Source organism: Bacillus sp. IBL03825, assembly GCF_024712505.1.
In the GTDB taxonomy this organism is placed as follows: Bacteria; Bacillota; Bacilli; order Bacillales; family Bacillaceae_G; genus Bacillus_A; species Bacillus_A wiedmannii.
Window position 1 is genome coordinate 3483086 of the sequence record NZ_JAMXKE010000001.1, and the last position, 14281, is coordinate 3497366.

The following is a 14281-nucleotide window of genomic DNA, read 5'->3' on the forward strand; positions in this document are numbered from 1 at the left end:
CAATCATCTCCTATCCTTCAACTGAAAAACTTTATTCGGATTCAAAATATTTTGCGGGTCAAGAGCTTTCTTTATTTTTTCCATTACGAGTAATGCCGCCCCATGTTCCACTTCTTGATACTTCCGTTTTCCAATCCCAACGCCATGTTCTCCCGTACACGTTCCACCTCGTTTAAGAGCATATAAAACGATACTTTCATTTATTTCATCGCCCTTTTCCACTTCTTCTTTATCGTTCGGATTAATCATTAAGAGCACGTGGAAATTCCCGTCTCCTACATGACCAAGAATACCACCGACAAGATCTACTTTATCTAATGTCTCTTTCGCATGTTGGATTGCACCAGCTAATTCTGAAATTGGTACACATACGTCTGTACTCATAAGCTTTTTACCAGGATAGCTATGAACGTAAGAATATGCTAGATTATGCCGTGCATCCCATAATTTATTTCTCGCCGCAGTTTCCGTTTCAAAAGCAACTTCTTTACATTTATGATCAAAAACAATTTCCTTCGTAAATTCTATATCTTGCTTTAGCCCTGCTTCATTACCGTGAAACTCTAAAAACAGCGTAGGCTCTTCTCTGTAACTTGTTTCATTATAATGATTTACTTGTTTCATAGATAATTCATCTACAAGTTCAATTCTCGCAATTGGAATACCCGCTTGTAATATATTAATAACAGCTTCTACTGCATCATTTATAGTTGGAAACGATGCTCTCGCAGCCATAACATGTTCTGGTATGCCGTATACTTTTAACGTTAACTCTGTAAAGCATCCAAGCGTACCTTCTGACCCTACGAAAACACCATTTAAATGGTAACCTGATGATGACTTCGCTGCTAAATTTCCAGTATGTATTACTTCCCCATCAGCAAGAACGACTTCTAAATCACGAACTTGATCACGCATTACCCCATACTTAACTGCTGTCGTTCCGCTTGCATTTGTAGCAGCCATTCCACCTAACGTTGCGTCTGCTCCTGGATCTACACTAAAAAACAATCCATACTTTTTCAATTCTTTATTAAGCTGAGAGCGAGTCACTCCCGGCTGTACTCTCACAAGAAAATCTTTCTCTCTTATTTCGAGTATTTTATTCATGAGCGAAAAATCCATTGTAATTCCTTTTTCATATGGAATAACATGTCCCTCTAAACTAGAACCTACCCCAAAAGGAACGACAGGTTTTCCATGCTCACTCGCTACTTTCATTATCCTACTAACCTCTTCAGTCGTTTTCGGAAAAACAACTACATCAGGTAAACTACTAGTATGATAAGATTCATCTTTACTATGTAACTCTCTTACTGTCGTATTTACAACTACTCGATCTTCGGGAAGTACACCCTTTAATTCATTTACTAAACGCTCTACGGTTATTTCCATCGTATACTCGCCTACTTCCTATAAATTTGAATTACAAAATATGTTAACTATTTTATAAATAATAATCCGAAAAATTAAATAATTCAAGTTTTATACATATGAAATTCGTTTCTTACTGTCGAATAAACAAAAAGAACTTGCAATAACTATTGCAAGTTCTTTTCTATAAAACTACATTTTAAATGACTTCTTTATTAACAACATAAACCAAACTAAAGTAAATGCCATTAACGAATGGGAAAATCCTACAATATAAGTTAACCCTTTAAAGTCCGCTCCATTTAGTTGAAGCAGCCCTCTCGCTGCCAATGAACCTAACATTAAAATTAATGCAATATTATGTAAAACAAACCACTTATTAAAACTTTTCGCTTCATGAAACGCGAATACTTTTGCTAATCCTAAAGCAATTAAAAAGAAGAAAAAGCCGAGTACAAGTGTATGTGTATGCAAAAGATTTAACAAAGTAGATCCTACAATCCCTTTATACTTTCCATACTCTCTAGCGAAAATTCCTGATAATAAACCGATAATCAAATACGTAAACGATGCATTATATAATTTTTTCATTATGTACCTCCTTGAGTAGAATGTGTAGTGTGTCATATTTAGTAATAATGATAGTTATATAGTAAAAACTCCTAGTTACCTAGGAGTCATTGTATAAGTATCTCACTCTTTACAATCAATCCTAATTATAAAATATCCATTTATACAAAACAAACGAACTTTATGTGAACAAGTAGAGCATAATGAAAATATGTTGCACTTTTGTATTTCGCAATCCATACTAATTGTTATAACTATTTAAGGTGGTGCAATAGATTGATAGTTCTTGAAACTGAACGACTCGTTCTTCGCTGGTTTGATATAAAAGACGCTCCATTTATTCTAGAATTAGTAAACGATCCTGCATGGATCCAGTTTATTGGTGATAAAAGGATTAAAAACTTAGAAGATGCAACCAAATACATCTTAAACGGACCCGTTGATATGTATAATAAAATGGGCTTTGGTCTTTACTTAGTTGAACGAAAAGAAGATCTCACTCCACTTGGTATGTGCGGACTTATAAAAAGAGATTCATTAGAAGATGTTGATATTGGCTTTGCCTTTTTAGAGAAATTCCGTTCAAAGGGGTATGGCTTTGAATCAGCTTCTGCTGTAATAGACTACGGTGTACAGAACCTAGGTATGAAACGAATTGTAGCCATTACTACTATTGATAACATCAATTCAGGAAAGCTTTTAGAAAAAGTAGGATTGCAGTTTGAAAAGATAATTTCAGACTCAGGAGAAGATTTAAAGTTATTTGGGTATAACGTGTAAAAAAGGTCGCCATGAATGGCGACCTTTTTACTATTTCACTTCTACTGTATAATTCCCTGTTCCCCCGCCATATTGATACACATGTAAATAATATTTTCCTGGATACGTGTAGTAACTTCCTACTAACTTATTCCCTTCTTGCTGGGCATACGTAACATAATTATTTAAATCCGCTTCTGAATAAAGAACCCAGTTTACTCCGATATTATTTTCCTTCGTTACATTAATTTGTAGGTTTTTCGCAGTTTCCACATTTATTTCAAAGTAATCACTCGTATCACCGTTTCCTAAACTAGCACGTAAAACTTGATTTAACTGCAGTTTATTTGCTGTTTGGAATGAATTATTTGGCTCTTTTTCTACACTGTTATCTTCTTTCTTTTGAACCGTTACATTCGTTGTAACAGTATTCGTTAATCCTTTGTCATCTGTTACTGTTAATTTTGCCGTATATGTTCCTTCTTTTGTATACACATGAGTCGGATTTTGTTCATTACTTACAGTACCATCACCAAACTCCCATTTATAAGCAACAATTTTCCCATCTTCATCTTTTGATCCATCGCTTTTAAACGAAATTGCTTCATTTATATTTCCACTATATGGACCATTTATAACTGCAATTGGTGCTTTATTCACAGCACCTTCTTCTGTATTGATACCATGGAATACAACGTCATATTCAAATTGTCCTGATGCATTCACACGATAATTCACAAAGTACGCTGTTACTGTTTTATAGCCTGTCCATTCTTTTGCACTTAAACGTTTTAACGTATCATTCACGTTTTGTGTAATTGTTTTCCAGTCTTCATAGTCCCCTTTCGCAGTAGTACCTGTATACGTTCCTTGTAGTGTAAATGTATTAAAGAACTGTGATTTATTTTTCTTAACTGATACATTGCTTAATTTTGCTTCTGCTGTAATTTCTGCCGCAATATCTGAAACTGGTTTTGGTGCATGAGTTGCTAAATAATCATCTGATACTAATGGAACATTATATTTCTCACGGTTATCGACTAACATTTGCATATAGTCTTGATACTCTTTATTTAAATTCGCATCTTTACTTAATGCAGAACGGTATGCATCATATGCTGTTACATCATTTTTTCTAATAAGATCATGAACTTTGTCAAACATATCGTACCTCTTATTGTACATGTACGATTGTAAAGCGAAGGAATAATTGTAGAAATCCCACGTTCCATACTTTGCATTTAACGTTCGTTCTGCCGTATAACGTTCTGCTGGATTTGAAGATATCCCTCCTATAATACTCTTTCTCGGTACAACATTATCTGTTCTCGTTGCCCCTGCAAAAAACTCCGCATTCCCTTCTTCAAACCAGGATAATCTCTCGTTCTCATACATCTTACCTTGTCCCCAAAGCCCTGGTACTTCATATCTACCTTGCAAGTAATGCGTGAACTCGTGTCGGAACAATTCTTCTAAACTATAAATACTTTCTTCTGGCGTACGTTCATAAGTAAAGAACGTACCTGTTCCTTCTATATAAAGACCTCCGTTATTCGTTTCATACCCGTACAATTGACGGTTAAATTGATACTCAGCTGGACTATTATAAATAACCATCGTTAATACATCATCAGGATTTCCTTTTTCTAAAGGTTGATCACTTTCAACCGTACGATGGAATTGTGCCTTCACTTCTTTTGCCGCCCAATATAGACGTTTTACCTTTTCTTCTGTCACTTTATCTCCAGCTTTTAAAACAATTGCACCATCATCAAACGTATACGTTTTCGGCAAATACTTTTTCTTCCCATCTTCTCGTATTTGATCTAAATTAACAACATTTCCATTTGCATCTTTCCCGCCATAATTCGTCGCGATTTGCTCAGCCGCTACGAAATATTGCTCTCCTAAATACGGATACATTTTCATCGCGTCTGTTACAACTTGCAATCCTTTCGTTCCTGTACTATGGAACGTACCAACTCTACCTGTATAATAAATACCATTATTAATTAACCAACCACTCTTCTCTGTCACCGTTCCAATTAAAGAAAAACGACTTAATTCATTAATATAGCTATCAATTTTTTGGTACCATACTGTATCTTTCGGTGCTTTTCTCGTATCGTACAAATACGATTGAATGTCGTAATCAACACCTTGCATAATATCGTAAATCGCATTTCCAACTGATAGATTGTCTACCAATGTAGAAAAATTATCGTTATATTGTTTGAAAATCTTTGCAGCTGATGTTATCGTTTCCACATCACTCGAAGCATTTCCTATTAATTTTCCGTATGATGATACAACTCTATTTTGTTCTAACGTACCAAGTTTAAAATTCGGGTTATTCGCAATCGTTTTTAATGCAGGTAAGCATGTATCATGATAGCTCCGCTCATTTAGTTTACTTAATTCTGTATGATAAAATCCTAAATAAAACCCTGAACGTAATACCTCTACTAAAGTCTCAATCCCTTTGGAATCATCTTTCGTATAAGCTTGTCCTTGCTGCTTCAATTTATCAATAATTTCCTGCATCCTACTATCATTTTGATAGAATGCAAGACTATCCTTATTAAACTGAAATAGACCCGTAATTTGCTCCCAATTGATTGTTACAAGTAAATCTACTAACTGCTGATTGCTTAATTGATTTAATTCAGCAATTGTATAAGTTTTCGCTGCAGCTAATTGCTTACTTTCCTTTTTCACTTCAGGCGGTCTTTGCGACAAATCAGCAAATTGTAGCCTTTTCTCAAAAGACTTGCTTTCAAGCACTTTTGATGAATGAGCTAATTCTTGCACTGGTAGTTGTACACCAACTGGCTCCATTTTGAGCACATTCCGATAAGAAACTTGCTCTCCCTTTGTACTTTCTGCCAATGTGCTCCCTTGAAAACTTCCTAACATTAAACTAGCAAAACTTACCCCTACTAACACTTTTTTTGAATAGCCTTTCATGCTCTCCCCTACCTTACATTTTTTAGTGTCCTGCACCATTATTTTACTATTCTTACTTTTTATTCTGTATTGAGAAAAAATAAGGGAACGTTCACACATGTATCCATACCGCGCAAAATTAACACTTGACTTTATGTGAATTTTATATCAAAAAAAGATAGATAATAGCGAAATTCCTGCTATATCTATCCTCGTTTTCAACGCTATGATTTTAACTTTATAAACGTAACTTCCGGTAATGTTTGCATATGCTGAATAAATTCATTCTTTTCTTCTGACGATATATTTTTCAGCTGCATCCCTACCTTATAAACTATTTCCGTACCTCGCTGTAAAGCTTCCACTTCATATGACAGTATTGGAATGCCTTTCACTTGAAGCATTTCTACTATTTGCTGTACCGCCTCATGTTTATTTATACACATTTGCACTGTTATATTTTGCGGAAATAAAAATTGCACCTTAAAAATACGACTCACAATCTCTAAACCAATTAAAACGAGAATCGTCGCTCCAATGCCTACTACATACATGCCAGCCCCTATTGCTAATCCAATTCCTGCTGTAGCCCATAAACCAGCCGCTGTCGTTAATCCTTTCACTGCCTGTTTTTGAATAATAATTGTACCTGCACCTAAAAAACCTACTCCACTAACAACTTGCGCTGCAATACGGCTCGGATCAAGAGCCATATGTTCTTCATTCATAATATCTGAAAAAGCATATTTCGAAACGACCATTATTAATGCACTTCCTACCGCTACTAGGAAATGTGTTTTTAATCCCGCTTCTTTTGATCGAATTTCCCTTTCAATACCGATTATTGCTCCTAACAAACCCGCAACACCGATTCGTATAATTAAATCAAAATTTACACTCACGAGCCCTTCCCCCTTTCATTCATTATAGATAGATAAAACAAAAATTATCACACACATCCATTTATCGATATAAAAACATTTCATTAAAATATACTTAATATCCTAGGTGATTTATGTTAATATTTTCAATATTAACATAAATAGAATTCAGCCCACTTTTTATACAAAAAACCATAAACTTTACTTTCCATTTAAAAACGGGATATGGATTGCATAAAATGAGGTTGAGAAAGTTTAGAAAACGCTTACATTTTGCGCCGTGTTTTTTTTATACATACTACATAAATAAAGGAGCTTACTAACAATGAACGTTTCTTTACTTACACCTACTATCGATTTACAAGAAGAATACTTAGATTTTTATAACGAATGGAAAGATAGCGGTGAAACGATGATTCCGTGGGTTATCTCAAAAGATCCCTCTAATTTCACGGCAATGATTCAAGAACTTCACGATGCACATAACGGAATAAACCTCCCTGAATCTTGGGTACCAGACTCTACGTATTGGCTCGTTACAGATGAAAATAAAATTGTAGGAGCTGTTAATATACGTCATAGTTTAACCGAACATTTATTTAACGCTGGAGGTCATATCGGTTATGGCATTCGCCCTTCTGAAAGAAGAAAAGGTTATGCTACGAAGTTATTAGAATTATCGCTAGAAAAAACGAATGAATTAAACATCGAGAAAGTACTTGTCGTTTGTGACGAAGTGAATACAGGATCAGAAAAAACAATTTTACATAACGGCGGGCTTCGTGATGATGATTTCATTGAGGAAGATGGAAATGTAGTAAGAAGATTTTGGATTAAGCTATGAAAAAGTCATCCGATGAAAATAACCTTGTTATAGAGAAATATAGTAGAAGTAATGAGCTAAAAGTAAAACAATTTATTGATTTATACAATGAAGACTCTTATCTATTTAACTTATTACGAGATAATAAAACAAGATGTGCGTATGTTGCCTACTATAAAAAAGATGTAGTAGGCATCTTTCTCACCTGGAACAATAACTTCCATCCATACTGCACATACTTTCGAATATATACGAACCCTTTCTATTCAGTGCTACACATAAAACAAATCTTATTAACCGAGATTCTAAAACGAGAAAACTTCAAATTACCATTACAAACCTCTATATGGGAAACATCGGCTCATTTAAAAGACTATTATGAAGAACATAATTTTACGGAAATCCGAAGAACATATATGCCGATATTAGACGTACGAAAAATCATAGCTATCGATACAATGCTTCATTCAAATTATGATGTACAAACCTTATCAAACATCTTGTCTAATAATAGCTTCTTTGAAAAGCTAGCTCACTTAGTAAAAACGAATTATGAGGATACTCACTTAGCAAATCCCGTTGCCTCATACCCGCTCGAAACTTGGAAAGAACAGATCTTAACTGATGATGTGTTACTAGATGGGAGCTTTGTAATGATAGATGAAGAGAATAAAATTATTGCGTACTCTTTCCTCCATACATCAGAAAAAGATAATACGGTAAAACTAGGATAGTGTGGGACTCACACTACAGAAAATTTATTCTTACTGAAGCTACTCGTTTTCAAACAAGCTATGTATGCAAGTAAACACGGTTATTCTTTCATTCAAGGTGAATTTGATTCAACGAGTATATATGCAATGGAGATATTAAAATCCTTTCCTTTCAATCCTTATGCTACTTGGATTACGTATCAAAAAGAAGTCGGAAAGTGATTATACACCTTCCGACTTCTTTTATGCTGTCTCTATGTCAAACTGGACTATAATACCACTAGGATCTACTACTGTAAATCCGTTTGTACTTTCGTTTACTTTATGTTGTTTTTCTATTAATCTTTCTTTCACTTCATCTAACGCTTCTTTATGCGGTAATACAATTGTATATACCTTAAGTCCAGTTGCATACGCTGGTGGATGTGGATTATTTACTCCGTTCCACGTATTTGCACCGATATGGTGATGATATCCTCCTGCAGAAATGAATAAGCAGTCATCTTCACGCTGTTGCACTTCAAATCCTACTGTCTCTACATAAAACTCGTGTGACTTCTCTACATCCGCTATTCGTAAATGTACGTGCCCAACGACAGTATTAGCAGGCAACCCATCAACCTCATAATCAACGAGTGTTGCCAGTTCTTTTAAATCAAGCGGCGTACTGCCTCCTGCTCCTTCTCCCCATTGATCGCGCGGACGGTCTGCATAAATTTCAATACCATTTCCCTCTAAGTCTTGTAAATAAAAAGCTTCGCTATACGTATGATCACTTGCACTATTAAACCTTGAAATTGGTAAAATTTCATTTGAATATGTATAACGCCCTTCTTGCTCAGCCGGGCTATCAATTACATTCTTATTTCGAATCACACCAAATAATGCCGAAGCAAACGCCTCACGAGTCGGAACTAAAAAGGCTACATGATATATACCAGTCGTACGTGGTTCTTGCAGTACCCCGTCCTCTAACTTTTCAAGAACAAGTAACGTGCTCTTTCCACCTTTTCCTGATAAATATGCTTTATTCGCCTCTTGCTTAATTACTTCTAATCCTACTACATTCTCATAAAAAGCAATTTGACGCTCTAAATCTTGCACTTTAAGTTCAACATGACCAATACGTGTATTCGGATGAATTTGTACCATGAATAACTCCATCTCCTTATCCCGATATTTCCCTATTTCATATAACCGTTACTATGAAGGATACAACTAAAATCATCCTATGTAAATAAGAAAAGTCAGAATTTATACACATTTTTATTTTCATAATAAAAAAAGCCCCTCTTCTAACTTTCAGAAGAGGGGGCTTTTTAACTCTTATTTCATTTTATGTACTTCAGCAACTAACTTTCCGCCCTGAATGCCCATATAAAGTTTCACAGGCGCATCATTCGTGTTTTCAAACACTAAGTCTAAGTATGGATATGCAATCGTAGCATCTCTTCCTTGTGGAACATAACCTACCGTTTTAGAATGTGTCGTTCTCTCTACCATTTTCAAACCAGCTTGATCTGCTGCATTATATAAAGTTGATGATGTTTGACAAACACCACCGCCGTATCCATCTACTAATTTACCATCTACAATTTCTTTTCCTAGTTGATATCCTTTATCTGGCGTTGTATCACCAATTAATGCATTGAAAGAGAAACTGTCTCCTTTTGCTAATACAACTCCATTTATGCTCGCTGCTGACAAACGGATATTCTCAATACGGCCACCTGCTGAGCCACCTAAATTCGTTTCATATCTACCAATTACCGTACCACTTCCTTGCGCATCACTTAATGTTGCGACAGGCTTTTTCTCAACAATAGGTAATTGATATGAAGAATCCCACATACCAACGTTTAATAATTTATTTACTAGCTCTTTTTCCATTAATTCAAAAGAAGGCTTTCCTTCTTGCCAACTTCCGTCAGATGCTAAACGTGAAGGAACCATCTTTTTGTCAACGTTTTTACCAACTTCCTTAGCAACCTTCTCTACCGATTTTTTAAATTTTGCTTCATCTTCAAAATAACCTAGACTCGATAAATCTAGCTTTTTCACTTCCGTACCTGTACGACCATCAACTAAACTAATAGAATCCTGTACTTCTGCTTTAGCCTCTACCGTGTGGCCACCAATGTCACTTACTAATGCAACATCACTTACTTTTGTGCCACAACCACTTACTACAGCTACACATAACACCCCAACTAATATACCCTTTACTTTACGGAACAATAGACTCTCCCCTTTTTCCAAACATTACTTTTATGTATTATTTCATTTTTATGTATGTTTTGTTACAATCATTTTACAATATATTTATAAAATGTTACAAGTTATTTTTTACTCTATATAAATTACTCTTTTCTTTTGTAAATGTCTATACATATTTACATAAAATTTTGAGTTTGATAGAATTGTAACTTTTATGTAACCTCACCCTATTATCCAGTATATACCATAAAACAAAAGAAATACAAATGTAAAAACTCCATATTCTTATTTATAAAGAAACATCCCGTGAGCATAAATAGGTATTTGCCGTGCCACACTCCGCTTTTACACATACATTATGGTGAATTAACCTATTTTAAAGAAATGGAGGATGTTTTTATGTACCCCTACAATCCATACGATCCATATAACCAAAATGGTTATCAGCCTCAATATGATTTACAAGCACAATACCAACAATATATAGATCCAGCAGAACAAGTTAATCCATATGATCAAAATCGACAATTCCAACTTCCAATCTCTTTTCCTGGTACTGGAAACCGTCAACTAGAAAGACGAGTAAATGAGCTTGAGCAAAGAGTACGTCAATTAGAAAACACGGTTGAGCGTCATACACGTAGATTAAACCGCTTAAACCAACGTTTACGTACAATTGAAAACAGACTAAACATTCCATTTTCAGCATTAGAAGACGGATTTTAATTTCAAAAGTAAAAAATATATAAGGAAGGGGCTCACCCTTCCTTATATAAATTGACGAAAGTTTTTTCCATCTCTATACTGATAAGAGTTAATGAAATGAAACAAGGTGATAAATATGGATTTTGAAATAAATTATCTTTCCTTTTATGTTGTACAAGTAGAAGGAAAAGGTGAAGCTGTTGATAAACGCTACAAACATTTTCAAACGTTAGACGCTGAAGAGTATGAAGATAGCTCCTTAAAAGAATTTTTAAATGGTGAATTATTAAAAATTTCAAAGCGAAAAGTAGAACGTCATGCGAAAACAGAACAAGCTCCGACAAAGATCGGTCGCTTCATTGTAGAAGAAGGGCACGAACTTGATTCAAACCCTCATTACAACCTCTTTAATCGCATTCGCTTTGCGGAAACAAAGGAAAACTTCAAAGATATGAGTGAACCTCTCGTTTATACATATCTGGACACAAGCGCTGTACGCGGTGGTGTATTTTTAATTGCGCAAGCAAAACTACGCAAATACTTTGATGATCCATTCGTTTTCGTTATGAAATGTGACTTCGAACCGAAAGTCGCTTCTATTTCAGATGAATCCACACTGATTCGTAACGTTGAAATGGCCATCACAACAAAAAACATGAAATCTATCCAATATCCGTACATGCCTGAAGAAGGTATGGTCGAAGTGGGTGAGCTAAAAATTCACCAAGCATCACACGCCCGCTACTTTGAAGACTTCTTAAAATTCGTCGAGTACGAACGCTCTATGCCTGAAATTATGAAAACACAAGTAATGGACATGGTATACGACCAAATTGAAGATGTATTTGAAGAAGGTACGGAAGAACGCGAACAATTCGACCAAGCAATGGAAGTATGGGCTGCCAGTCCGAAACGCGAAATTATGGAACAATTTTCAACCGAAGAAGTAATGGAAGCTACTGCTCAAATCGTCGAGCATGCTCCTGAAGTGGAATTAAAGCTAAAAGCAGATCATATCTCTGTGAAGGCCCTGCTTGCTGATTTCGGGGATCAAATACATATCGCAAAGGTAAATGATCGATACGTATTAATGATTGAGGCTGATACACTTACGTTTGAGAAAGGCTTCTCTCCGATTGAGTTTCTGAAGCCGGATGAGTTGCAAGATGTGATTGAACGGATTGAGAATAAGCAGCAGTATTCTTATGATCCGAACGGGATTGAATAAATCCTTCCATATCCCTATTTTTACTGAGCGCTGTTAACGAGCGCTCTTTTATTTGGGACATATTTTTTAATTTTTTAACTCAAGATGATATTTGTTGCGGAATCAAGTAGATTCCTTCCTTGTTGTACAAGTGTATTTCCATTAGAGTAGTCACTATGTATATTGGTAAAATGAAAATTTCACTTCACTACCTCAAATTTATTGTACCCATAAAAAGATAATTGAAAACGATATTCTGGATGCTCTCTCACCCAATCGTAAGCTTCTTCTAAAATATCCATTTTGTTTTGTAAGTCATTAAGTTCACTACATTCGTCCCTTTTCTGTTTGCACAGAGGGCAGAATCCATTCACTATTTCGGCACTCGTCGCCCTAATAGTTTTACTTTCTAAATCAACTACTAGACTAAGAAGAAGAGAATGCTCTTCTTTTGTAGTCACCGTCATTTCAGCAAGCCCATCCTCATTCCAAAAGACTCCGTTTAATTCCATCTGTACCGTGACGTCTTTAATATCCATGTCTATCACTATCCCCCCCCCTTGTATAAAACTTTTATCTTATTCTTCGATTTTAATCTTTAATACACCACGATTTAAAGATATATTAAGCGTTTCCATTTTTTCTAAATTCAGTTACCTTTCATTTATACATATACTACTATAGATTAAATTTACTTTAATAGAATGGAGGATTTATATGGGGTGTTACAATTCATCAGAAAGAAAGATATACGAACTTGAACAAAAAATAAACAAGTTAAACTTTCAGGTGAATAACTTAAATGAAAGAGTTCATCAATTAGAAAATACAGTTGAGCGACATACCCGTCGGTTGAACCGTTTAAACCAACGTTTACGTACTGTAGAAAACAAGTTAAATATTCCATTTTCAGAAAGTGAATATTAACTCGTTAATTCGAACAATGTAAACAATGCTATTCCTATTATATTTCAAACTAGAAATTCACGTTATTTCTCCCTAAATACTGAATCCTCTGCGTAATTTGCTCCCTATTTTGTTCTATCCCTCACACTACTCTCCATTATCTTTCTCAGAAAACAAATAATTTGTACATTCGTACTAAAAACAATAAAATACTCTATTCCTAATACGGGACGAGCCGTGAATTTTCCAACTAAACTTCTGCGACTTAATCCTGAAGTTTAGTTGTACATATGAATAAAATTGGTTATATTACTAACTTTCTTCTACTACTTTCTCCATCTCAGCCAAATGCCTAATCTGCCTTTCCGCCTTTCTCACCGCCGTACGAAAATGCTTTTTCAGAAGTTCTATTGTAGCTTCACTTATATAATATCTTTCCGTTATACTTTCCCACGTGTCACTACTTTCAAATGCACTCCAAACGAAAGGACGCTCTGTATTTTTTCTCATTTCTTTAAATACCCATTTTCGCATCTTTTTTTTCGCTTTTTCTGTTAGTTTTCCGTTCTCTACAAGTTCAAGCTCACCATGTCTTTTGTACCGTTTATGAATGTCTCTCTCGCTATATACTTTAAGAAGTATATTCGCTGTATTCTCAGCATCCGCTAAAGCTCGGTGCTGCTTCCCTTCCCACGTTAAACCGAGCTGTTCTACTGCAAATTGTAAACTTGGTGTATGCTCAAATAACTCTTCATACGCTTGGAAAACAAACTTCTGCAAATCAAATTTGCTCTCTTTTTCCATACATGGGCATTCTACACCGTATAACGTACAATCATGAGATAGAAAACGATAATCTTCTCTACCCCATGAAACAAATACAGAGTCTTCTCCGATAAATTGAATAAATTTCTCTATAATTTGTGGGAATTTCTCCACACCAATTAAATCTTTCTTTGTAATTCCCGTTAATTTTGTCGTATGACGAGTGAGTCGTGCACTCGGCTTTACTAACTCCGAAAATTCTCCAATTACCTTCATTGTACTTGCTTCTATTTTTACAGCTCCGATATCAACTATCTCTGACGGATCTTCTGATTTATACGGCCTGAAATTTCTCTCTATATCGAACACAATAAAATGTGTAGCGTTTTCCAATTTATTTACCTCTTTCTAAATT

General features: G+C 35.1%; 12 protein-coding genes and 2 pseudogenes. 6 read left to right on the forward strand and 8 right to left on the reverse strand.

Annotation, left to right across the window (positions count from 1 at the left end):
- Positions 1 to 3 precede the first annotated feature (3 nt).
- Positions 4 to 1395 (reverse strand): FAD-binding oxidoreductase, encoded by a 1392-nt coding sequence (locus NHG49_RS17785; RefSeq protein WP_258126394.1) that lies wholly within the window; start codon positions 1393 to 1395, stop codon positions 4 to 6.
- 171 nt (positions 1396 to 1566) lie between these two features.
- A complete protein-coding gene (locus tag NHG49_RS17790) occupies positions 1567 to 1965 on the reverse strand; it encodes a DUF2871 family protein (RefSeq protein WP_088047057.1) in 399 nt (132 codons plus the stop codon).
- 255 nt (positions 1966 to 2220) lie between these two features.
- Between NHG49_RS17790 and NHG49_RS17795 the strand changes: the two genes are divergently transcribed.
- A complete protein-coding gene (locus NHG49_RS17795; RefSeq protein ID WP_222660083.1) occupies positions 2221 to 2724 on the forward strand; it encodes a GNAT family N-acetyltransferase in 504 nt (167 codons plus the stop codon).
- 30 nt (positions 2725 to 2754) lie between these two features.
- On the opposite strand, the gene colA is transcribed toward NHG49_RS17795, so the two are convergent.
- Together colA and NHG49_RS17805 are read right to left on the reverse strand one after the other, a co-directional pair.
- A complete protein-coding gene (gene colA, locus NHG49_RS17800) occupies positions 2755 to 5670 on the reverse strand; it encodes a collagenase ColA (RefSeq protein ID WP_258126395.1) in 2916 nt (971 codons plus the stop codon).
- 203 nt (positions 5671 to 5873) lie between these two features.
- The gene (locus NHG49_RS17805; protein ID WP_064476928.1) at positions 5874 to 6551 is read right to left on the reverse strand and encodes an MgtC/SapB family protein; all 678 of its coding nucleotides are present in this window, start codon (positions 6549 to 6551) and stop codon (positions 5874 to 5876) included.
- Between the two features lie 304 nt (positions 6552 to 6855).
- On the opposite strand from NHG49_RS17805, the gene NHG49_RS17810 reads away from it, so the two are divergent.
- A complete protein-coding gene (locus NHG49_RS17810) occupies positions 6856 to 7374 on the forward strand; it encodes a GNAT family N-acetyltransferase (RefSeq protein ID WP_222655197.1) in 519 nt (172 codons plus the stop codon).
- A pseudogene (locus tag NHG49_RS17815) lies at positions 7371 to 8288 on the forward strand (GNAT family acetyltransferase). Before NHG49_RS17810 ends, NHG49_RS17815 begins: the two are co-directional and overlap by 4 nt.
- 21 nt (positions 8289 to 8309) lie before the next feature.
- Here the strand turns inward: NHG49_RS17815 and NHG49_RS17820 are convergent.
- Both NHG49_RS17820 and NHG49_RS17825 read right to left on the reverse strand, forming a co-directional pair.
- Positions 8310 to 9218, reverse strand: a complete 909-nt coding sequence (locus NHG49_RS17820; protein WP_088047050.1) for a VOC family protein — start codon at positions 9216 to 9218, stop codon at positions 8310 to 8312.
- 174 nt (positions 9219 to 9392) lie between these two features.
- A complete protein-coding gene (locus NHG49_RS17825) occupies positions 9393 to 10304 on the reverse strand; it encodes a VanW family protein (protein ID WP_064476932.1) in 912 nt (303 codons plus the stop codon).
- 363 nt (positions 10305 to 10667) lie between these two features.
- On the opposite strand from NHG49_RS17825, the gene NHG49_RS17830 reads away from it, so the two are divergent.
- Together NHG49_RS17830 and NHG49_RS17835 are read left to right on the forward strand one after the other, a co-directional pair.
- A complete protein-coding gene (locus NHG49_RS17830) occupies positions 10668 to 11009 on the forward strand; it encodes a hypothetical protein (RefSeq protein WP_116480664.1) in 342 nt (113 codons plus the stop codon).
- 115 nt (positions 11010 to 11124) lie between these two features.
- Positions 11125 to 12216, forward strand: coding sequence for a DUF3900 domain-containing protein (locus tag NHG49_RS17835; protein WP_000345047.1), 1092 nt, complete (start codon positions 11125 to 11127; stop codon positions 12214 to 12216).
- A gap of 179 nt (positions 12217 to 12395) precedes the next feature.
- On the opposite strand, the gene NHG49_RS17840 is transcribed toward NHG49_RS17835, so the two are convergent.
- Complete coding sequence (locus tag NHG49_RS17840) at positions 12396 to 12743, reverse strand: hypothetical protein (protein WP_064476933.1); 348 nt, start codon at positions 12741 to 12743, stop codon at positions 12396 to 12398.
- Between the two features lie 256 nt (positions 12744 to 12999).
- Here NHG49_RS17840 and NHG49_RS31725 point away from each other — a divergent pair.
- Positions 13000 to 13122 (forward strand): annotated as a pseudogene (locus tag NHG49_RS31725) (hypothetical protein); the annotation flags it as partial.
- A 291-nt stretch (positions 13123 to 13413) separates the two neighbouring features.
- Here the strand turns inward: NHG49_RS31725 and NHG49_RS17850 are convergent.
- Entirely contained in the window at positions 13414 to 14259 is an 846-nt protein-coding gene (locus NHG49_RS17850) for an exonuclease (protein WP_103655081.1), read from the reverse strand.
- Positions 14260 to 14281: the final 22 nt, after the last annotated feature.